Genomic DNA, 21381 nt, shown 5'->3' on the forward strand with positions numbered 1-21381 from the left:
ATTAAAAATATTTTGACTAATGGAATTTTCTGTTATATAATTATGGTATTCCATGGTCAGACCAACTTAACAGTGTAAATTACAGCTTTATGTAAACGTTCTCATTTTAAATTTTCACCTTGAGAGGGGTTGATATATTAAAGAAAACGGGAAAGTCCATTTTTTCACCTAATCAGGTTTCCCTTCTAATCTACGATGTAAAAAAAGAAGAAAAGGATATTTTACTATATCTAAAAAGAAAGCCTGAAAACATAGTACTTAAAGACTGCCATTTCAGTTATATCTGCTAATTAAAGTTTACTAAATTAGTAGAGAAGTTGGTAAGGGGGTGATAAAGGTGTTAATAGTATATCCAGATGCAGATCCGCAATTTAAAAAATTACTAACGGATGAACTTCTCGATCCATTACAACAATTTGCCGAAATTCGTGTTTATGAAGGAAGACCTGAAACTCAAGAAGAGTTTGTAAACAGGGTAAAGGATGCCGATGGGATACTTCTAGGATGGTCAATACCGAATGAGGTTATTGCTAAATGCCCTAAATTGAAAATCATTTCATTTACCGGGATTGGTGCTTCTAATTTCATTGATTTGAAATTTGCAGCGTCTCGAGGCGTTACAGTTACAAATACCCCTGGATATGCAGATAATTCAGTTGCAGAACATGCACTAGCATTAATGTTTTCGCTAGCAAAAAATATTAACCGAAATCACCAAAATGTAACAAGAGGGATTTGGGATCAGTCCAATATGATCATGGAGATAAAGGGAAAAACAATCGGTTTGATTGGATTGGGTGGAATAGGGCAGAGAATGGCTGAATTATGTAAGGTACTTGGCATGAATGTCATTTGTTGGACTTTTAACCCAAATAAAGAAAGAGCCCTAAAATTAGGTGTAACATTTACTAGCTTAGAAACGCTTCTAGAACAATCAGATTTTGTTTCACTCCATCTGCCGTTAACGGAACAAACGAGAAAACTATTAGGCGAAAGGGAACTTTCACTGATGAAACGAGAGTCATATCTAATTAACACATCAAGAGCAGAATTAATCGATACAATGTCATTAGTTGAATTTCTTTCTTCATCACGAATTGCAGGCGCTGGTATTGATGTTTTTGATGAAGAACCTATTTTGGAAAATAACCCTCTGCTATCAATATCAAATGTAGTTCTTACTCCGCATATTGCATTTAATACACCCGAGGCTTCAAAAGAAATTTTTATTATAGCAATAAATAATCTAGTTCAATTTTTTAATGGAATCAATCAAAATGTTGTTATTTAGTTTATTAAGAGAGGGGAATTAAGATGAAAATTATAGTTATTGGTGGAGCAGGAATCCAAGCATTAGGGACAATTTATGATTTGTTAGAAAATGATGAAGTTACAGAGGTTATGGTTGCTGACATTTTAATAGAAAAAGCAGAAGAAAGAGCTAAGCAAATCGGAGATCCACGTTTAACAGCCAAGCAGATTAATGTCCTTAACGAAGAAGAAACTGCCAATGTCATTAAAGACTTTGATGTTATTATCAATAGCGGTCCAGCTTTTCTATGTCCAAATGTAACCAGGGCAGCATTAAAGGCGGGAGTCAATTATGTAGACCTTGGTGCTTGGCCAAAAGAAACTGCAGAACAACTTGAATTGACAGAAGAATTTGAGGCAAACGGGATCACAGCCGTCCTTGGAATGGGAAGTGGCCCTGGAATTTCAAATATGATGGCATTAGCTGGGGTAGAACAGTTAGATACAGTATCTGATATTGATATTACAATTGCTATGAAGGATTTTACAGAATACTCTTCTCCGTTAGTTACACCATATATGCTAGATACTATTATCGACGAGTATACTTTAAATCCGGTTATTGTGAAAGATGGTGAAATAACTAAAATTGATCCACTTATTTCTAGGCCTGTTGAATTTAAGGAACCGATTGGCCTTGCAAATCCTGTATATACAATTCATCCTGAACCCGTTACACTCTATGATTCATTTAAAGACCAGGGTTGTAAAAATACTACCTTCAGCATTGCTCTTCCAAGGGAGTTCCATGAGAAAGTGGAGTTTTTAGTTCAGCTTGGATTTGGTAGTAAGGAACCTATTAATATGGGTGGGGTTGAGGTATCTCCAAGGCAAGCATTACTAACTGTTGCTAATCAACTTATACAACCAAAAGTGGATAAAGATCAGTATAGTGTAACTCGTGTTGACGTAACAGGTGAAAAAAATGGTCGGAAAGAGAAAGTTGTAGTTGAGGTTTATGTTGGGAGTGAAAAGAAATGGAATATTCCCGCAGGAGCATTGAAAACATCTGTACCTCCTTCCATTGTGGCTCAAATGCTTGCAACGGGCCAAGTTAAACGAAAAGGTGTATATCCCCCGGAAAAATGTATTGAAACCGCTACATTCTTTAAAGAATTAGCGTTAAGAGGTATGGAAGTATACTCGAATAAGGTTGAACATACTTTGTAAATAGAAAATATTTAATACAACATGGTTCTATTACGTTTTACGATATTAGTAAAAATGAGTTACTGGCAGATAACGTATTTAATTTGATGTACTGAAAATCGCTTTGCTTTGGTTCAATATCATTGGAAATAATTATTTATGGGGCTCTGTTTAGTATTTTACCAATAATTCGTTGATATTTTATGGGTTTTCGTTAAAAATGCGATTTTGTTTGTCAATTTAATAACGAAAATCCTTAATCCAGTAAAGCATTACTTTTCCTTCTTAGTTCTTCATAATGTATTTCTAAATCATACAAGCTATTGAGAGTGTTGTAATTCTTGACTATTTGCAAAATTCATTTTAACCATCTTTCATCCAGACAGATTTTTGAAAGACGGGAACAAAAAAAGAAATGAAGCCGCGCAAATTATTATGAAGAAAAAAAGAAACCTTTTATTCAAAGGGGGAAATAGTAATGTCAACCAAAGCGCGTAATATTGTTGATGATTCACCATTAACCAAATTCCACATGAAATTAACAATATTTACAGCAGGTGGTCCTTTTCTTGATGGTTATATACTTAGCATCGTTGCAATGGCTTTAATCCCATTAAATCAATCATTTGAAATCAACGGTTTATGGAACGGGCTACTGGGTTCTTCTGCTTTAATTGGAATATTCATTGGTGGAATAATATTCGGCTATCTAACGGATAGGATTGGTCGGGAAAGCATGTATCGTTTGGATCTAATAGCATTTCTTGTTTTATCCATACTTCAAATATTTGCAACAAATGTCGAACAGCTATTTATTATCCGAGTGTTGTTAGGCATAGCCATAGGGGCTGATTATCCAATTGCCACCTCGTTGTTAACGGAATTTGCACCTAAGAAATATCGAGGGAAAATGATCGGATTCCTTACTATATCTTGGTATTTGGGTGCAACTGTCGCTTACTTTGTAGGCTACTTTTTATTAAACTTAGGACCGGATGCTTGGAAATGGATGTTAGGATCAAGTGCTATACCTACATTAATTGTTATATTTATGCGTTTAAATACTCCTGAATCACCAAGATGGCTTTTAAGCAAAGGACAGAAAGAAAAGGCATTACGAATCATGAAAAATATCTATGGGGAATCCACGACACTAGAAGATATTCCTTCAGGGCCAGTTCAAAAACCAAGTCTCATGAAACTCTTTTCGCCCGCCTATCGAAAACGTACGATTTTTGTCATGCTATTCTGGAATTTTCAATTAATCCCGATGTTTGCGATTTATACATTTGCACCAACTTTGTTAGAAACCTTTAATTTAAATAAGGGGGATTTGTCCCATATTGGATCGGCATTAATTTCATTCATGTTTTTAATTGGGTGTACGGTCTCTATGTTCTTTATTGATCGCATTGGACGGAGATCTCTCTGTATCGGGGGCTTCTTTTTTACCACAATCGCCCTGCTAGGTCTGGGGTTAGCACCTGAAGCAAGCGGTTGGATCATCGTTAGTTTGTTCTTTATGTATGCATTTTTCGCAGGAGCTCCTGCTATTCTTGAATGGGCTTATCCAAATGAACTATTCCCGACAGAAATTAGAGGAACTGCAGTTGGCTTTGCTACAACAGTAACTAGAATCGGTGCCTCAGTCGGAACATTCGGTTTACCAATTGCTTTAGCAACATTTGGAGTTGGACCCACGATGCTATTAGCAGCAGGATTGAACGTTATCGGATTACTAGTATCCGTCTTTATGGCACCTGAAACAAAGAACCTTAGCTTAGAAGAAGCGAGCCATGATGAAGCGAGCAAAATGGATGATAAAGAGGATGTATCAAACTATTAAAAGAAACGTAACTTTTAAAAAATTTTGAAAGTAAAAAATGAAAAATGAAGTTACATGGCAGACTATAAAAGAAGTCTGCTTTCTCTCTTTTTATAAAGATAGATAACACTTTATCATTATTCAAAAAAATTAGGAGTCTTCTTAACATAGTAGCGATACAAAGCTATTTTATAAGTTTAGGATGACTCCTTTTTATATGAAAATTTTGATTCGGAAAGATACTCCCTAAAAGGGGGGAATCCTGGTTGTAAAGCACTAACTAAATCGGCATTCGTTACCGTGATATGCTCAAGTTCTGTTAAAAGGAGTACGTTATAACCCTCCCACTTAGGCTTTTTTCTAAAATAAGCAATTATTAATAATAAAACCAATGTTAACAACCAACGTGCGAAAGTGGTCCAGATTGGAGACATCCACGAAAAGATATAGGTTCCAGAAATAAAATTACCTGCCCAAAAATAGTTGGCCAGTAAATAAAAAGGGTACCTTTTTTATCCTTAGTATAAAAAACTCAGACAAGTTTCCTGTATCCATATAACTAATACTCCTATTATTGAGATGACCAACCCCAAAACTATTGAGATACTCCTCTTTATGTTAGGATGTGATACTTGTGTGGAATATTAGAGTTTGAATCTGCCTAATCAGTGGCAAAATAATTGGAATTAGCTATATGATTATTTTCCCGTGTGCATTTTCTTATTTATTACGGAATGTATCAGTTTGAGAAATCGGAATCGGACTAAATGAGTCAGGAGTTTCTTTTGATTTTAATTCCTACCTTTACTGCAATTTCTTGCTTTTTTTATTGATGGGTGAAATAACGAATGAGCAAATATTTGGCGGCTTATTTGTGCTTTTGGTGTTTATTTAACTGCAGGTTTATAATATAAAAGTTATGTCATAAAAAAAATCTAGAAATAGTTTGAATAATATGAAATACTTTGAAATATCACTAGATGTCTCGTATAATAATTGGGAATAACTCCCTGGTCTGACTGAAAGTTGAATTTGTTTATAGCTAAAAACTATAGAAAGATATTTTATTAAGAGAATAAAAGGGGGTACTGAAAATTAAACTAAGTAAAGAGTCTCCAGTAAAGTCTTACGTAAAAATAATGGAGGAAATTAGACACTTAATTCTTGAAGGTGGGTTATCACCAGGAGATAGATTGCTATCTGAACGCGAATTGTCTACACAGTTAAAGGTTAGCCGGACAGTAATAAGAGAAGCTTTAAAGTCATTAGAAATGCTTGGTATGGTTGAAGTGAAGGCTGGTGGTACCTTCATTAAGGAACCTGAGTTGAAAGGGATATATCATACCCTATCCTATACAATGGCTTTGGATAGTGTCACTATATTTGATTTGTTAGAAACTAGGAAAATCATTGAGGTTCAAGCAATAAAATTAGCATCAATCCGGAGAACAAGTAATGACCTGGCGATCATATCTGAAATATTAGAAGAAATGAAAAAGGCATTCATTGAAAATGATTTTCAGAAGAGTGTAGCTGCAGATCATAAATTTCATTCTTATATAGTAAAATCCAGTCAAAATAAGGTTCTCTCAATAATGATGGAAGCGGCATCCGATTTATTTAGAGAGGTCTTATTTATCACAAGAGAAAAATTAGGTCAATACAGTGGAATGGATAAGGCAATTTATGCCCAACATTTTTCAATCTTTAAAGCAATTAAAGATCAAGATGTTGAATATGCAGAGAAAATCATGACAGAACACTTAGATTCATTAGAAAGTGAATTGAAAATGATTTTCCAAGGTATCGAACCAGAACTTCCAAGAATAGATGAAGATGATTTAGATGATCTTTAAATCTTTATAAATAATTCTAATTTTGTGCTTTTCATAGTAAATATGCATTTTTACTGCTACTACCTTTCTGACCCGGTTGAGAATCATTGAGTAAGCGAGGAACGGGAAATTTTACTTTTAGATATTCCTAGCGGAAAGAAGAAATAAAGGGTGATAATTCTTGGCCAATCTTATTTAAGCATGTCAGAATATGAACTCTTTTATGTAGCAATTGGAACTATGTTTACTATCTTGACATTTTAGTCTAGTAGCCGGAAACACAGCCATAAAAAGGGTCTTTCTTGAATGATCAGATAAAAATAATAGCAATTAACCTTAGAAAGAGTAACCTAAATGGTTACTCTTTTTTTGGGAACATTAGGGAGTTAGGCGTTAAAAAGACGAACTTTAATGAAGCAATACGAAAGTAGTTTAAAATTAGTACTACTTACTAAAAGAAGAAACTCGTCAAAAAAGTATTCGGGTGAAAAATTATATTGTATAAATGGAATTTTTATTAATACCTATGGATACTTCAACCACTAAGACTCTTTTCCATTACATCTGCGTATAATTTTTGTTATAAAGTAGAACTATGTTTGATTAAACATATCGTGTGAATCAGCGTTTTACGGCATACAAAAAAACAAAGCATTCATTTTGAGCAAACTTTATTAATAACGGTTCAACTTTTTTATAAAGTTGCAAACATTATTGAAAAGGTACATTCATAACCCTTATTCAAAACTTCAAACTTTCATGGGCAGGATATTTTAGGTACAAAAAAGGCTAAACGTCATAGGGTAGTATAAGCCCCCTCTTGAAAATTATACTGGAAGCGAAAATAAAATATAGTATAGCCGAATTTTTTTGAATTTATTGATGGGTATCAAGGCGTTGAAATCAAGATTCCAATGTAATATATTCAGCACCCTGTTCTTTTGCCCAATTATGTATATAACTGAGCAGGCTATATCCAAGGCCACTAGGACGATCATTAAAATCCATAATACGACATCAAATTCCAACATATTTCTACTTTGCCCTTTTGTATAATGAGATAGAATAATATTTTTAGGGAGTGATTGTTGTAATATGAAAAACAGGAAAATTGTTTCAACTCTAGGAGTTGCTGTTTTATCGGCGAGTATTGCGGCACCAACATTTGCAGCTAATGAAACGTCCCCAGGAACACCCATTCAACAAACTTATTCGGTTTCAGGTTTTACAGATCATGATGAATTAGGGAAAAAGCTAAAACAAATTGCGAGTGCTAGCCAAGGTAAGGTGAAAGTGGATGTAGCTGGATATTCCAATAGAAATAGAGAAATCTATAAAGCAACCGTGGGAACAGGTAGCAAAGTCGTTTTAATTCAAAGCGAGATTCATGGAAATGAGAAAACTGGTACGGATGCCATCTTGAATGTCTTGAAGTTTTTGGGGACCAATTCTCCTGAAGCGGAGAAAATTCGTAAAGAAATTACCTTGGTGGCTTTGCCCAAAATGAATCCGGATGGTGCTGAATTGAACCGCCGGGGAAATGATATGACCTGGTCAGAGGTCGTGGAACAGTTTCCACAGTTAGCAGGAGTGAATCCATCTTGGAACTATTATACATACAAAAATGAATCATTCGATTATGAGTCCAATCCTGGTTTCGATGTCAATCGTGACTTTAATCCTGATTTAAATTATACTCCTCAAGCTAAAGACTTCCCTGGAAAATCATCCACCCCTGGTTGGTTCATAACACCTGAATCACAAACGACGCGTGATGTTTACAAGTCTCTCCTGAAGCAATATGGAAAGGTGGAGGTTTTTGTGGACTTGCACCACCAAGCTCCCTATTATGAAATTGATGGAACGGATGATTTAGTCACATACTCGCTTTCCGCTCAATTTGTTCCTGATCCAAGCTCGCCTTCAGGACAAGAGTATGCCAAATATGCCAAAAACTATAATTATGATTTTTCCAGACAATTGAATGTAGCGGTATATAAAGCTATGAAAGAACAAGGTAATTCTCCATATGGAAATATATCTTTATATCCGCAAAACCAAAATCTTCCTGGAACGGCTTTAGGAGCCTTTGCTTTAAACGGAAGTGGGACAGTGCTCTTTGAAGTTAGAGGGCAGACACAGTCTTTTGGCCAAAAGAAAAAAGGCATGCTTATTAAAGCAGTGGAAAGAGGGTTATATGGAATAATTGATGGAGTTACTGATGGCTCAGTATATAAAATCAATCCGGAACAATACGAGTCAATTCCACTGACGGAGGGCAGGCAATAATAAAAATTGATAGTTCCAACAACTTAGTAACCAGACGGGTACCCGCCTGGTTTTTCTTCCTGATCGGTTTCGGCAAACAGAAAATGCTTTTTTGGATATCTCCATTGTAGAAGTAATTCCTTTCTAGTTATATGGTGCAGAAGAAAACGATTTGAAACATAGTTATTTTACACTATTAACACAAAGTGTTAAAAATGTCAGAATATTAGTAATAGTTATTTTTTCGCAATTAAATTTTAAGGAGGGTTTTTATTGAATTTTAAAAAGAAAGTCCTATCAGTTTCATTATCTAGTTTAATGACATTAAGCGCAGTTACAGCTGTTGCGCTGCCAGTCGGAGCGGTTGGAAATGGTCCCAGTGCTGGAAATGGTCAAGTGACAACTTCAAAACTTCATACATATGAAAGCCTGGTAAGCTATCTTAAAACGCAGGATGCTAAACAAGAAAGGCTTGCACTGGAAGTAATCGGCAAAACGGTAAAAGGGAGGGATATTTACTTAGCGAAATACATTTCAAATCCTAAGAATCCTACTATACTATTTTTAACCCAACAGCACGGAAATGAACAACTGACTACAGAAGGTGCACTCGAATTCATTAAACATCTAGGCACGAATAAGACTAAAGGTTTATTGGAAAATGTTAATATACTGATCATTCCCATGCTAAATGCAGATGGGGCAATGGGTGATGTTAATTTCCCTCTTGATGACTATTTAGCAAAAGGAGATCGACATTTAACACGGGCAAATGCAAATGGGGTAGACTTAAACCGTGAGCATGATAAAAAAACTGAATCCATGCAAGTGGAGGTAAAGGCTTTACACGAAAATGTATTTGCGAAATACGATATAGATTACATGATAGATCTACATCATCAAGGGACGCTAAGCGAAACAGATGGTGAACTTGTTTCAGGTTCAATTCTTTATCCTACAAACGCTAAAGTAAAGCCTGAAGTATTAGAAGCGTCAAAAAAACTGGGTGCTGTTGTATATAACTCCATTGAACCAACTGGTTGGGGGCATATTGGTAAGTATGATGGCGGTTCTGGAGAAAATATAGGCCGTAATGGTGCAGCCGTTCGTTATGATATTGCCACACTGCTCTTTGAGATGCGAGGTATGTCGGACCACAATATCGAGTCAGTGGCGCTTGGACAAAAAAGTAATGGCTATCTAATAAAGCAAACAATAACCACTTTGGATGCAGCTGTCAGAGCTATCGCCGATGGTTCAATAGAAACTGTTGATTCTAGCTTTTGGAATACCCTGCCAACACAATCCAATCGTCCTGAGGCAGAATCGGACGAATAAAATGATGACACATCCCATTCTTTCAGAGGGGATGTGTTTTTTTATTTTTTCCACACCGATAGCTCGAACTTGTTCATCAGTTTATATGAAATGATTTATAGAGGAAATCTAGGACAAGATAAAAGGTGATAGAGAAAAAAGGCATCTGCTCTCACTACATGCAGATGCCTTTTCAACGATACTGTTTGCTTCTATAAACTTTTTTCGGCTGAATTTTCCTCTTTTTGTTCTTCTTTTAGCTGTAAGGCTACTAAACTGGCAAAGTCATGAATGATGGTGGCTGCCAATAGTGATGTAATTTGTGTTGGATCGTATGGCGGGAGGACTTCCACCAGGTCGAATCCAATAAAGTTGAATCCTTGCAGAGAGCGTATCATCTCTAGGGTTTCAAAGCTATTTAGACCGCCAACCTCCAAGGTGCCAGTTCCAGGAGCACATGATGGATCTACAAAATCAATATCAAAGGTCAAGAAACATGGTGTATCCCCTATGGTTTTCTTGACTTCCTTCACGACATCTTCGATTCCTCTTTTCTTCAGTTCAGGCGTAGTTATCACATTGTAACCTAGATCTGTACTTGAATCTATATCTCCTGGATGATTGAGCGTACCCCTGATGCCAATCTGGAAAACTTTATCCGTTTGGAGCAAGCCTTCCTCATATGCACGGATAAACGGGGAACCATGCCAGTATTTTTCATCATAATAAGTATCCCAGGTATCTGTATGTGAATCAAAATGAAGAAGAGCAACAGGACCGTGTATTTTGGCGGCAGCTCTTAGATTAGCCAATGTTACCGAATGATCTCCTCCGATGCCTATTGGAATGATACCGTTTTTCATCAAGTCTGCCATAGCCTTTTCAATTAACTCATAGCTTCGATGTATATTATGGGGAATCACCGAAACGTCCCCAATATCAATTGCATTACATTCGTCAAACGGAAATACCTTGTGAATCGGATGGTAAGGAAACAACGTCATGGATGCCTGGCGGACTGCCTGCGGAGCAAACCGGGCTCCTACCCTGAATGAAGCAGCTGTATCAAAAGGCATACCTACCACTGCCAATTTGGCATTTTCTCTTGTAGAAGGTAAGCGCATAAATGATCCGGTGGTACAAAACTCTGGTTTAACATCAGGGGATAAAGGATATTTCATTTTTCTATTCCTCCATTTTCTTATAACGATAATAGTTTTGAAACTCATATAATTGAATTCCTATGGATGATTAATTATGCAATTATCATGCCAGGTCACAGTAAGTGATTTAATAAGGATTTTTACGCATATCATTGGCTTGCGTTATGCAAAGGCGAATAATTTATGGGGAATTGAATCGCCGATGAAGAGATGCTCCAAGACTTCATTTCTTTAAATCAATCATGTGCAGGTAAGAATACAGGAATTAAGTAGCGTTTTAGGCGTTTTTCGTTTGTCGAGTAATCCGAAATCATGTGGCACAGAATTTGCATTAAGGTATACAGGTAAAACTTTTAAAAGAGGGAGGCATGAAGATTTATCTATTTTAAAAATTGACCCACTGATTTGAAAGCGGTTTCAAGGAGGAATGATAGGTGGAAAATGAGGTTACATTGAAAAGATCACTGAAATTATGGCAAATCGTTATGATGGGGTTAGCATATATGACCCCCATGGTCGTATTTGATACATTTGGAATTGTATCTGGGATTACGGGCGGCCATGTGCCGACTGCCTATATCTTTGCATTGGTGGGGATGCTTTTTACAGCTGCAAGCTACGGAAAACTTGTAAAGGTTTTTCCTGCTGCAGGTTCTGCCTATACTTATACCCAAAAGGCCATAAATCCGCATTTAGGATTCCTGGTGGGATGGTCTTCGTTGTTAGACTATTTGTTTTTGCCTATGGTCAATGCATTGTTGACCAAAATTTATCTCACAGCATTATTTCCAGGGGTTCCTACATGGATTTGGGTAGTATTATTCGTAGCAATCGTCACCATTCTCAATCTCCGGAGTGTCAATGTACTTGCTAACTTTAATGCGCTTTTTGTTTTAATTCAGATTGCCATCATGGCAGTGTTCATCATTCTTGTTATCAAGGGTTTAAATGATGGAGAAGGTACAGGAGAAGTGTTTACGATAAAGCCTTTCGTAAATGAAGGAATGGAAGTTTCGGCAATAATAACCGGGGCCACGATCCTTTGTTTTTCCTTTTTGGGATTCGATGCGGTAACGACACTATCTGAGGAAACGCCAGATCCGAAAAAAACGATTCCAAAAGCGATATTTTTAACTGCACTTTGGGGTGGAATCATCTTTATTACCGCATCTTTCTTTATTCAGCTCTTTTTTCCGGATATATCCCGTTTTAAGGAACCGGATGCTGCATTACCGGAAATCGCGCTTTATGTAGGTGGGAAGCTATTCCAATCCATTTTTCTTTGTACGACTTTCGTCAATACGCTAGCCTCGGGACTAGCATCGCATGCCAGCGTTTCCCGTCTTTTGTATGTTATGGGACGTGATAAAGTGTTTCCGGAAAAATGGATTGGGTTTATTCACCCTAAGTGGAAGACTCCAGCCATTAATGTACTCATAGTTGGAGTCATTTCATTGTCTGCTTTATTCTTCGATTTAGTGACAGCGACTTCACTGATCAACTTTGGTGCATTAATGGCATTTACCTTTGTAAACCTTTCAGTGATCAGCCATTTTATCATTCGGGAAAAGAAACATCGAACGATAAAGGGGTGTATTCAATACTTAATAATGCCTTTAATTGGAGCTATAGCAATTGGCATTCTTTGGATCAACCTTGAGATAAGTTCCTTAATAATGGGAATAAGTTGGTTCATTATTGGTTTTTGTTATCTATTATATATCACAAAGGCATTTCGGAAGGCTCCGCCTCAATACCATGTTGAAGAAATTCAGCTATGAGACTTTGCTAGTAAAAACTGATCCGATAAGGCAAAAGGTTTTGGAATAGATTCATTCCAAAACCTTTTTGGTTTTTTATTTGAATGAAGCATGTATAGAGAATAGTTGACCACAGCCCCCTTGCCAAGTCCAGGTGGCCTTCTTCTTTACATTCATCGCAGAGAAAGCAGGCATCGCAGCAATCAACAATATTTTACGCCTTCTTGTTGTCCGGGTTGAAGGCATTCCGAACCTCCAGGGGAGACCCAGCCGGCGCAAAGCGCAGAGGGCGGACCGCCCGCGGGTGCCTGGAGGCAACGTTCAGATTGTACAATCCCTTAAATGACAGTAAACAAACTTGATTGTCACCGACTGACACACCTTAATAAGGATGCGTTTTTTTATGTATTTAATCATCGCTGTTTAATATGCAAACCTGAATTGATTATGAATTCATACATATTTCCTGATGATGGTATGTGTGATAGTGATGATTGCAAATGGCGGTATATGGCTATCCACACTATATCTTCAAAGCTGGCATGAAAGTTGCTTAAGTAAGATATAAGAATAAAAGTGAGGTGCTAAAATGACAGGGGAAATTAAGGTGATTGAAAAACGGCAATTGGATAATCCATTGCAAGAATTCCAGGATATCTTAGAAGAAGCGATTCATGTTTTGGGCTATCCAGATCAGGTTTTTGATTTTTTGAAAGCGCCAATGCGTTTTCTGGAAGTCAGTATTCCTATTCAAATGGATAATGGGGAGACAAGGATGTTTCAAGGGTATCGGGCTCAACATAATGATGCAGCCGGTCCTACGAAAGGGGGGATTCGGTTTCACCCGGATGTCACTCCTGAAGAAGTTAAGGCATTGGCCGGATGGATGAGCTTGAAATGCGGAATAACCGATCTTCCATATGGAGGGGCAAAAGGTGGCATTGTGTGTGATCCCAGACAGATGAGTTCATCTGAGCTAGAACGCTTAAGCAGAGGGTATGTCAGGGCAGTAAGTCAAATAGTAGGCCCTACAAAAGATATTCCGGCACCTGATATGTATACGAATTCACAAATCATGGCCTGGATGCTGGATGAATACGATCACATCAGGGAATTCGATTCACCCGGATTCATTACGGGAAAGCCTCTGAGATTAGGAGGGTCGAAGGGCAGGGAAAAGGCCACTTCCAAGGGAGTATTATATACACTTCAAATGATATGTGATTTAAAGGGGATTCCTATTGAAGGCATGCGGGTAATCATTCAGGGATTCGGGAATGTTGGCAGTCATTTAGCGTTGTATTTACATGAAATGGGGGCTAAGGTAGTCGGAATTGCGGATGAGCTTGGAGGCTTATATAATCCGGATGGCTTGGATATTCCTTACCTTTTGGAGAACAGGGACTCTTTTGGGGTCGTTTCGAACTTATACAAAGATTCATTATCCAATCAAGAATTGTTGGAAAAAGAGTGTGATGTGCTGATTCCAGCAGCTATTAGCGGAGTGGTGAATAATGAAAATGCAAAACGATTAAAATGTGAAATCCTGATCGAAGCGGCAAATGGTCCGACCACAAAGGAAGCGATCAAGATTCTCGATGATAAAGGTATAGTGCTAGTCCCGGATATTTTGGCGAATTCAGGAGGGGTGATAGTCTCTTATTTTGAATGGTGCCAGAACAACCAAGGTTATTACTGGACGGAAGAGCTTGTGGATGAACGATTGAAGGAAAAGATAACGGCCAGCTTTTTGAATGTCTACCATACTTCACAAAAATATTCCGTGAACATGAAAGTGGCTGCATATATTGAAGGGATTCGCAAAATAGCAGAAGCATCCCAGCTTCGAGGTTGGGTCAGATTCTGAGCGAATTAGGGTTTACAAGAAAGGAGGCAATCCGTTGAATTTTGACATTCTTTCCGAAAATAAAGAAAACCAGGCTATTCATCATTATTGCTTATTGTCACAAGATTATAGATATGATGTGACCATTGTATATTCGGCCCAGTTTTTCGGTAAAGCAATGGTGACTTCCATGCAAAGCGGAAGAATGATCCTGCTTTGTGCCAATGATATTAATTTAGATCAATACTGGGCTCCTACCCTTGGGATTGAACAAGAAGATATACATGAGTTCCAAAACTTTCTCAAGTTGGTATTACAAACCCCATTTCATTTAGAAGAATACTGAAGGAAGGAATGATGTAAATGTACGTTGATGTGATTCTTAGCCCATGTGAAGGCAGGATTGAAAAAGTTTCAATATCCAAAAATTCGAGATTTTACGAATGGGAACAATTATTTCAGATTAAGAAGGCAGATGGACGTGTGGAAATCATAGATATTGGTGTCAGCGGGAAAATAGAATCATTGGAGGTATTGGAGGGTGAACCAGTGGTGGCCGGCGAGGTACTCGCCTATTTTAAAGAAGATTTATTTGTGACCGGCAGCGATTAATATAAAAACGAAAAAGAAGATGAAATGACTCATCTTCTTTTTCGGCTTATCCGATAATCCTTCACTGCTCTCTTATTCATATTCCCCTATACCCCAATTTTGCAGAAACCCGATTGCCAGTTTCCATAACATTCTTAATGAGGAAATCAAGTCTTTCATCTGTCAGGTTAAAGCTGACAAAACCTATGCTCACTGCACCGTGAACTTCCCCAAAATGGTTCAGTATCGGCACGGCAACAGAACATGTTCCCTCTGTTCTTTCACTGTGGCTGATTCCATGTCCCTTCATTTTAGTCTCTTGCAATATATCCCAAAAAGCTGCTCTTTCTTGAATTGGCACAAGAGCATCCACGATTTTTTTGGCTTGATTATATGGCATATAGGCAAGCATCACTTTATTGGCAGCCCCAATATGCATAGGAACTCGTGAGCCAAGCTGGTCATAAACCCGGATTTGGCTTTTTTCACTGTCGATTCGTTCGATAACGAGTGATTCCATTCCTATTGGCTGGCTAAGATAGACGCTTTCCTCGACTTTATTCATCAGCCTTTCCAGTTCAGGCCTTATTTGGCTGATGTAATCCATTTTGTCATACATACGTAAACCATATTCGAGCCAAATATTCCCTAAACCATATTGTTTGGATTGCCCGTCCTGTTGGATTAATCCATGCAAGGACATCGCTTTTAACAAACGATGCATGGAGCTGACAGGAAGATCACATTCTTGGGAAAGTTCCGTAATTGACAGCCAGTTTTCCGATGAATTGGAAACCAGCACCTTTATAACGTTCATGGCACGGTCGATCGATTGCATAAACAAAACCACCTATCTTTCATTACAAGTTGAATAAATTTTGAGTTATTTGAAAATTTAAAACATATTGACATTATACCAAAGTTGATTTTATAATAAAAGAAAAATTCCTATTAGCGGAAACGTTTTCCGTTATGCGGAAAAGGAGGGGGAGGCAGTGACATATTGTTCGTCCATGTACAATCCATTGGAACGTGTCATTGTAAAACATCCGAAAGAAGCTTTTATTAGTCAAGAGCATTTAAGCCAAGCATGGCGGAACTTCAATTATGCGGAAGAGCCAGATTTCAACGAAGCATTAAAAGAGTATGGTGACTTTATTTCCATTTTGGAGAAATATGTTCCAAACATCGATTATTTGCCAGCATCTTCGGAAGTCGGCATTGACTCCTTATATGCTCATGACCCGGTCAAATTCACTAGCCAAGGAGCCATTATTTTAAAGTCCGGGAAAGAATTGAGAAAGCCTGAAGCTAATGTATACAAAGAATTTTGTGAGGAAAAGAACATCCCGATTATTGGGTATTTAACGGGTGATGCGGTTGCGGATGGCGGTGATATCGTTTGGCTTGATGATAAGACCCTAGTAGTCGGACATGGTTATCGTACAAACGCTGAAGCCATTCGGCAATTAAAAGAAATGACCGCTCATCTTGTGGATGAATTCATCGTAGTTCAGCTTCCGCATGATCAAGGAGAGGGAGAGTGTCTCCATCTTATGTCTTTAATCAGTATGGTCGACCAGGATTTAGCAGTTGTTCACTCCCGACTTATGCCTGTCTTTTTCAGAAAAATGCTGATTGAACGAGGCATACAGCTTATCGAAGTGCCAGTTGATGAGTACTTGACCTTGGGCTGTAATGTTCTTGCCATTGCTCCGCGGGTTTGCGTGATATCTTCTGGTAACGCTTACACAAAACAAAAGCTTATTGATGCGGGAGCAACGGTTTATGAATACAAAGGAACTGAGATCAGTTTCAAAGGCACTGGCGGTCCAACTTGTTTAACCTGTCCGGTGGTGCGTACAAATATCAATGAAGGGGGATTGGAATGAGTCAATTACTATGGGGTACTCCAGAAACGCTCCGTGCTTTGTTATGTGAACTTGTTAGCTGGGATAGCCGTACTCTTACACAAGGAGAACAATTGTTTCCGTATAAAGTGCAAGAGAAATTGAGGGAGCTTGATTATTTTAAAAGGAATCCGGCGCATTTATCGCTTCACGAGGCTGATTTAGGGAGGAACTTTGTCAATGCCTTTTATAAACATCCCGATAGCAAGGAGACTGTGGTATTAATTAGCCATTTTGATACGGTTCATACTGAAGAATACGGTGATCTTGAGACTCTTGCATTTCAACCAGAGGAGCTCACGAAAAAACTTCATGAGAGAAAAGGTGAACTACCGGAAGAAGCGCGCATTGATCTTGAATCAGGAAAGTACTTGTTTGGCAGAGGAACGATGGATATGAAAATGGGTCTTGCCCTTCATATGGCTATCATCGAAAAGGCAAGCATCGAACAATGGCCGATCAATCTCCTGCTGTTAACGGTTCCTGATGAAGAAGTGAATTCCGCGGGAATGAGGGCTGCAGTTAAAGAACTTGTGACTTTACGTGATAAGTATGGCCTTTCCTATAAAATGTTTTTTAATAGTGAACCGTCCTTTTCACAGAAACCGGGCGATAATAGACATTATATTTATTCCGGAACTTTGGGGAAAATCATGCCCGCTGCACTTTTTTATGGGAAAGAAACTCATGTAGGTGAGCCATTAAAGGGCATGACGGCTAACTATATAGCCTCGTTCCTCACGCAGCTCATGGAGTGGAACACTCTTTTTCAAGAAAGTGATCTTGGTGAGGAAACACCTTTACCGGTATCGCTTCAGCAAAAAGATCTAAAACTACAATATTCAACACAGACACCTTATCGGGCAGCCGCGCTTTATAATGTGTTCATTATGAAAAGGACAGCTGCAGAAATAATGGACCTATTCGAACAGGTTGCTAACGAAGCAGCGATGAAATGCAATGAGTCTTATAAAGGGCTTTGCCTTCGTGAACAAATTGAAGGTGTAGGTGAAGTACAAGTATTGCGTTACGAAAAGTTACTTTCATATGCCGAGGGCAAATTTGGCGGGAGTTTTGTTGAGCAAATAAAGAGTGAAGTTAAAGGAAACATGGAATTGGATGAGCGGGAAAAATCAGTACGGATCGTTGAAAAATTGATGATACAATGTCAGGAGCTTTCACCCGCCATTGTATTGCTGTTTGCACCGCCATATTATCCAGCCGTCAATACGTCCGATGATCCGCTTATCATGGAATCTGTGAAATTAATGAAGGAAACTGCCAGCATGCTTGGTAAGGAAGTCAGCCAAATTCATTATTTCAATGGCCTTTGCGATTTAAGCTATGTTCAATATAATGATGAGTCTGATGGCTGGACAGCTTTTGAAAAAAATACACCAGTCTGGGGCGATACTTACAGCATTCCTTTCGCGGATATGCAAAAACTTCAGGCACCCGTACTTAATGTGGGTCCTTTCGGCAAGGATGCCCACCAGCGTACAGAGCGCCTTCACATCGATAGCGCCTTCGTCCATACGCCCGTCATGCTGGAGAAGTTAATTAAGAATATGTTTAAGTGTTTGGTTAAGAAGTGATGGTCCGTCAGGAGAACTTGATTAAAAGTATAAAACTTTAACTGGGGGAATTTAAATGAATGACCTGCCTAATGGTCAAATCACTTCCGAGCCGCTTAATCAGAAAAATAAGCCACTTAACCAACTGACGGAGCTACCGGAAAAAGGGATTAATCCTTTTGTATTAATGTTTATCGTAATTGTAATCGTAACGGTTTTAACCTATATCTTACCCGCGGGCCAATATGAAAGAATTGAAAAGGATGGCCGAAGTGTAGTCGATCCCACTTCTTTTGAATTCGTTGAATCAACACCAGTGGGATTATTGGAAATGTTCAGCAGCATTCACGCAGGGATGATTGAAGGAGCGTCAATTATCTTGTTCGTCTTTTTGTTTGGCGGAGCACTGGGAATCATGCAGGCAACAGGAGCACTGGATTCTTTCATTAAGTTTGTGGCTGTCCGATTCGGAAAAAAAGAGAGATTGCTTATTCCGTTGATGGTATTAATCTTCGCATCATTAGGGACACTGATCGGCTCTGCTGAAGATTCATTAGTTTATATCGCAATCATTGTTCCAATGACGATTGCATTGGGCTTTGATGCCCTTACAGGTTTTGCGATCGTCATCCTTGGAACATTGGCGACTGGATTCATCTCGGGCATTACGAACCCTTTTAATGTAGGGGTTGCCCAAAGCATTGCAGAACTGCCCATGTATTCGGGAATGGGATTGCGGATTGCTCTTCTTGCAGTGTTTTATGCCGTTACAGTATTGTACATCTATTTCCATGCAATGAAGGTTAAAAGAGATCCTGAACAGGGGGAGTATGGGAAATTCAGGCGTGAAGAACATGCACATCTTGATAAAAACTTTAGGATGAGTAAAAGACATAGCGCTGCTTTAATTATTTTATTGGTGAATTTCATCCTATTAGTATATGGAGTCATTAAATTAGGATGGTATATAAGTGAAATTGGCGGCTTGTTTTTATTAAGCGGGATCATAATGGGCCTGATTGGTGGCTTGACTCCATCCAAGATGGCTAATGGTTTTATTTCAGGAGCGGGCGATATGGTTTCCGGGGCATTGATAATAGGCATTGCGCAGACAATCTTGGTCATCATTACAAGTGGCGGAATGCTGGATACGATTTTATATTATGCTGCAGGATTGGTTGAGCAGCTTCCTCCCGCCATAAATGCAATCGGAATGTTCATTGTCCAATTGTTTCTTAACTTCATTGTTCCATCCGGAAGTGGACAAGCAGCATTGACGATGCCGATAATGGCTCCATTGGCGGATTTGATGGGCGTGACAAGACAAACGGCAGTGTTAGCTTTCCAATTAGGGGATGGGATTTCGAATATGATATTTCCGACTTCTGGAGTGCTATTGGCTGGACTGGCAGTGGCAGGCATATCATTTACGAAATGGGTAAAATGGGTGTTTCCGTATCTTTTGATTCAGGTTGCGGTAGCAATTATCTTTTTGATCATTGCTCAAAGCATACAGTATGGCCCTTTTTAAAGACTTTAAAAGTCTGAATATTGGCACTAAATGATCGAGGAGGCATTTATGATGAAGACAATACAGGAGACAGTTGTCGATGAAGTGATTTCATGGCGACGTCATTTTCACGAAAATCCGGAGCTCTCATATCAAGAGTACCAGACTTCTGAATTCATCTATAGGAAATTAAAAACCTTTACAGGATTAGAAGTGACGAGACCTACAGAAACGAGCGTTTTAGCGGTTCTCAAAGGAGCTAAAAAATCTGCCCGAAAATCGAATACCATCACCTTTCGTGCCGATATTGATGCACTCCCGATTCAAGAAGAAGCAGAAATTGATTATCAATCAAGAAACCCTGGGATTATGCATGCATGCGGACATGATGCACATGCTGCGATGTTATTAGGTGCTGCTAAAGTCCTCTCTGGGAAAAAAGATGCGATTGATGGAGAAATCAGGTTTATTTTCCAACACGCCGAAGAGGTTCTGCCAGGGGGAGCTCAGGAATTGGTGAAAAAATGGGTCATGGAAGGAGTGGATTATGCATTTGCACTGCATGTTACTCCTTATGAACGAACAGGGACGATATGTTTAAGGGAAGGGGTATTCTGTGCAGCAGCCGATGATTTTGAAATTAAAATCATTGGGCAGGGCGGTCATGCGTCGACTCCGGAATTAACGGTAGATCCGCTGCTCATTGGTGCAGAAATTACGACGAATCTTCAACATATCGTTTCGAGAAAAATTTCAGCTCTTAGGACACCCGTCATTTCAGTCACTCAGTTCCATTCCGGTAGTGCGCTCAATGTCATACCTGAATATGCGGAAATCGGTGGTACCATTCGTTCCTTAGACCCTGATAGCCGATTGAAAGCAAGGGAGTATCTAGAGCAAATCGTTAAGGGGATTTCAGAAACGCATGGGGCAAAATGTGAAATTACTTGGTACTTAGGGTATCCAGCCGTTGTAAATGATAAAGCAGCTGTCGATATTTCAAGAACGGTCATGGAAGGTATTTTTGAAGGAGATAATATCATCCAGGTTGATGATCCTATGTTCGGGACAGAAGATTTTTCGGCTTTTTCCGAAATCGTACCCTCTTCCATGCAATTTCTAGGCGTTCATAATGATGAGTTTGGAAAAGCTTACCCTTTACACCATCCTAAATTTAAAATCGATGAGAAGGCTTTAGGGTATGGAGTAAGATATTTTGTAGGTATAGCGGATAAATTATGCGGTCATTAAAATAATTGAGCAAGCATTGGGCTGGAATATACACCCGTTATAGTTTAAAAGAAAACTTACGGTGTCTTTTC

17 protein-coding genes are annotated in these 21381 nt (G+C 38.6%); 14 read left to right on the plus strand and 3 right to left on the minus strand.

Annotated elements, in window-relative coordinates:
• The first annotated feature begins 337 nt into the window (after positions 1-337).
• From N0M92_RS21020 to N0M92_RS21045, 6 genes are all read left to right on the plus strand, one after another.
• Positions 338-1291 (plus strand): 2-hydroxyacid dehydrogenase, encoded by a 954-nt coding sequence (locus N0M92_RS21020; protein WP_260287656.1) that lies wholly within the window; start codon positions 338-340, stop codon positions 1289-1291.
• A gap of 23 nt (positions 1292-1314) precedes the next feature.
• On the plus strand, positions 1315-2481 hold the full coding sequence (locus N0M92_RS21025) for a saccharopine dehydrogenase family protein (protein WP_260287657.1): 1167 nt from the start codon (positions 1315-1317) through the stop codon (positions 2479-2481).
• Positions 2482-2938: 457 nt separating this feature from the next.
• Positions 2939-4306: an MFS transporter gene (locus N0M92_RS21030; protein ID WP_260287658.1), complete on the plus strand. Its 1368-nt coding sequence runs from the start codon at positions 2939-2941 to the stop codon at positions 4304-4306.
• A gap of 1118 nt (positions 4307-5424) precedes the next feature.
• Positions 5425-6141 (plus strand): FadR/GntR family transcriptional regulator, encoded by a 717-nt coding sequence (locus tag N0M92_RS21035; protein WP_192205259.1) that lies wholly within the window; start codon positions 5425-5427, stop codon positions 6139-6141.
• A 1074-nt stretch (positions 6142-7215) separates the two neighbouring features.
• On the plus strand, positions 7216-8409 hold the full coding sequence (locus N0M92_RS21040) for a M14 family zinc carboxypeptidase (protein WP_260287659.1): 1194 nt from the start codon (positions 7216-7218) through the stop codon (positions 8407-8409).
• Between the two features lie 252 nt (positions 8410-8661).
• Positions 8662-9726, plus strand: a complete 1065-nt coding sequence (locus N0M92_RS21045; protein ID WP_260287660.1) for a M14 family zinc carboxypeptidase — start codon at positions 8662-8664, stop codon at positions 9724-9726.
• A 191-nt stretch (positions 9727-9917) separates the two neighbouring features.
• On the opposite strand, the gene speB is transcribed toward N0M92_RS21045, so the two are convergent.
• Complete coding sequence (speB, locus tag N0M92_RS21050) at positions 9918-10886, minus strand: agmatinase (protein ID WP_260287661.1); 969 nt, start codon at positions 10884-10886, stop codon at positions 9918-9920.
• Positions 10887-11302: 416 nt separating this feature from the next.
• Here speB and N0M92_RS21055 point away from each other — a divergent pair, with 416 nt between their 5' ends.
• Positions 11303-12649: an APC family permease gene (locus N0M92_RS21055; protein WP_311202588.1), complete on the plus strand. Its 1347-nt coding sequence runs from the start codon at positions 11303-11305 to the stop codon at positions 12647-12649.
• Between the two features lie 75 nt (positions 12650-12724).
• Here N0M92_RS21055 and N0M92_RS21060 read toward each other — a convergent pair whose 3' ends face one another.
• Positions 12725-12874 carry a hypothetical protein gene (locus N0M92_RS21060; RefSeq protein WP_260287662.1) on the minus strand — a complete coding sequence of 50 codons (150 nt, stop codon included), beginning with the start codon at positions 12872-12874 and terminating at the stop codon, positions 12725-12727.
• A gap of 343 nt (positions 12875-13217) precedes the next feature.
• On the opposite strand from N0M92_RS21060, the gene N0M92_RS21065 reads away from it, so the two are divergent.
• From N0M92_RS21065 to N0M92_RS21075, 3 genes are read left to right on the plus strand one after another with little or no spacing between them, the layout of a single operon-like run.
• Positions 13218-14495: a Glu/Leu/Phe/Val family dehydrogenase gene (locus N0M92_RS21065; protein WP_260287663.1), complete on the plus strand. Its 1278-nt coding sequence runs from the start codon at positions 13218-13220 to the stop codon at positions 14493-14495.
• 34 nt (positions 14496-14529) lie between these two features.
• Positions 14530-14820, plus strand: coding sequence for an SAV0927 family protein (locus tag N0M92_RS21070; protein ID WP_076365856.1), 291 nt, complete (start codon positions 14530-14532; stop codon positions 14818-14820).
• Between the two features lie 17 nt (positions 14821-14837).
• The gene (locus N0M92_RS21075) at positions 14838-15086 is read left to right on the plus strand and encodes a hypothetical protein (RefSeq protein WP_260287664.1); all 249 of its coding nucleotides are present in this window, start codon (positions 14838-14840) and stop codon (positions 15084-15086) included.
• A gap of 76 nt (positions 15087-15162) precedes the next feature.
• On the opposite strand, the gene N0M92_RS21080 is transcribed toward N0M92_RS21075, so the two are convergent.
• Positions 15163-15903, minus strand: coding sequence for an IclR family transcriptional regulator (locus N0M92_RS21080; protein WP_260287665.1), 741 nt, complete (start codon positions 15901-15903; stop codon positions 15163-15165).
• Positions 15904-16078: 175 nt separating this feature from the next.
• Here N0M92_RS21080 and N0M92_RS21085 point away from each other — a divergent pair, with 175 nt between their 5' ends.
• The 4 genes from N0M92_RS21085 (at position 16079) to N0M92_RS21100 (ending at position 21310) form a co-directional block, all read left to right on the plus strand.
• Positions 16079-16957 (plus strand): dimethylarginine dimethylaminohydrolase family protein, encoded by an 879-nt coding sequence (locus N0M92_RS21085; protein WP_260287713.1) that lies wholly within the window; start codon positions 16079-16081, stop codon positions 16955-16957.
• Entirely contained in the window at positions 16954-18570 is a 1617-nt protein-coding gene (locus N0M92_RS21090) for a M20/M25/M40 family metallo-hydrolase (protein ID WP_260287666.1), read from the plus strand. The genes N0M92_RS21085 and N0M92_RS21090 overlap by 4 nt, the downstream gene beginning before the upstream one ends.
• Positions 18571-18736: 166 nt before the next feature.
• A complete protein-coding gene (locus N0M92_RS21095; protein WP_397443894.1) occupies positions 18737-20080 on the plus strand; it encodes a YfcC family protein in 1344 nt (447 codons plus the stop codon).
• 51 nt (positions 20081-20131) lie between these two features.
• The gene (locus tag N0M92_RS21100; protein ID WP_397443893.1) at positions 20132-21310 is read left to right on the plus strand and encodes an amidohydrolase; all 1179 of its coding nucleotides are present in this window, start codon (positions 20132-20134) and stop codon (positions 21308-21310) included.
• The last annotated feature ends 71 nt before the right edge of the window (positions 21311-21381 follow it).

The sequence above is a fragment of the Peribacillus aracenensis genome, assembly GCF_025175645.1.
In the GTDB taxonomy this organism is placed as follows: Bacteria; Bacillota; Bacilli; order Bacillales; family DSM-1321; genus Peribacillus; species Peribacillus aracenensis.

What these genes read in the sequence shown, in the direction of transcription:
- N0M92_RS21025 (WP_260287657.1), top strand. Translation starts at nt 1,315, where the DNA reads ATGAAAATTATAGTTATTGGTGGAGCAGGAATCCAAGCATTAGGGACA.
- N0M92_RS21030 (WP_260287658.1), top strand. Translation starts at nt 2,939, where the DNA reads ATGTCAACCAAAGCGCGTAATATTGTTGATGATTCACCATTAACCAAA.
- N0M92_RS21035 (WP_192205259.1), top strand. Translation starts at nt 5,425, where the DNA reads ATGGAGGAAATTAGACACTTAATTCTTGAAGGTGGGTTATCACCAGGA.
- N0M92_RS21040 (WP_260287659.1), top strand. Translation starts at nt 7,216, where the DNA reads ATGAAAAACAGGAAAATTGTTTCAACTCTAGGAGTTGCTGTTTTATCG.
- speB (WP_260287661.1), bottom strand. Translation starts at nt 10,886, where the DNA reads ATGAAATATCCTTTATCCCCTGATGTTAAACCAGAGTTTTGTACCACC.
- N0M92_RS21060 (WP_260287662.1), bottom strand. Translation starts at nt 12,874, where the DNA reads ATGCCTTCAACCCGGACAACAAGAAGGCGTAAAATATTGTTGATTGCT.
- N0M92_RS21065 (WP_260287663.1), top strand. Translation starts at nt 13,218, where the DNA reads ATGACAGGGGAAATTAAGGTGATTGAAAAACGGCAATTGGATAATCCA.
- N0M92_RS21075 (WP_260287664.1), top strand. Translation starts at nt 14,838, where the DNA reads ATGTACGTTGATGTGATTCTTAGCCCATGTGAAGGCAGGATTGAAAAA.
- N0M92_RS21080 (WP_260287665.1), bottom strand. Translation starts at nt 15,903, where the DNA reads ATGCAATCGATCGACCGTGCCATGAACGTTATAAAGGTGCTGGTTTCC.
- N0M92_RS21085 (WP_260287713.1), top strand. Translation starts at nt 16,079, where the DNA reads ATGTACAATCCATTGGAACGTGTCATTGTAAAACATCCGAAAGAAGCT.
- N0M92_RS21090 (WP_260287666.1), top strand. Translation starts at nt 16,954, where the DNA reads ATGAGTCAATTACTATGGGGTACTCCAGAAACGCTCCGTGCTTTGTTA.
- N0M92_RS21095 (WP_397443894.1), top strand. Translation starts at nt 18,737, where the DNA reads ATGTTTATCGTAATTGTAATCGTAACGGTTTTAACCTATATCTTACCC.
- N0M92_RS21100 (WP_397443893.1), top strand. Translation starts at nt 20,132, where the DNA reads ATGAAGACAATACAGGAGACAGTTGTCGATGAAGTGATTTCATGGCGA.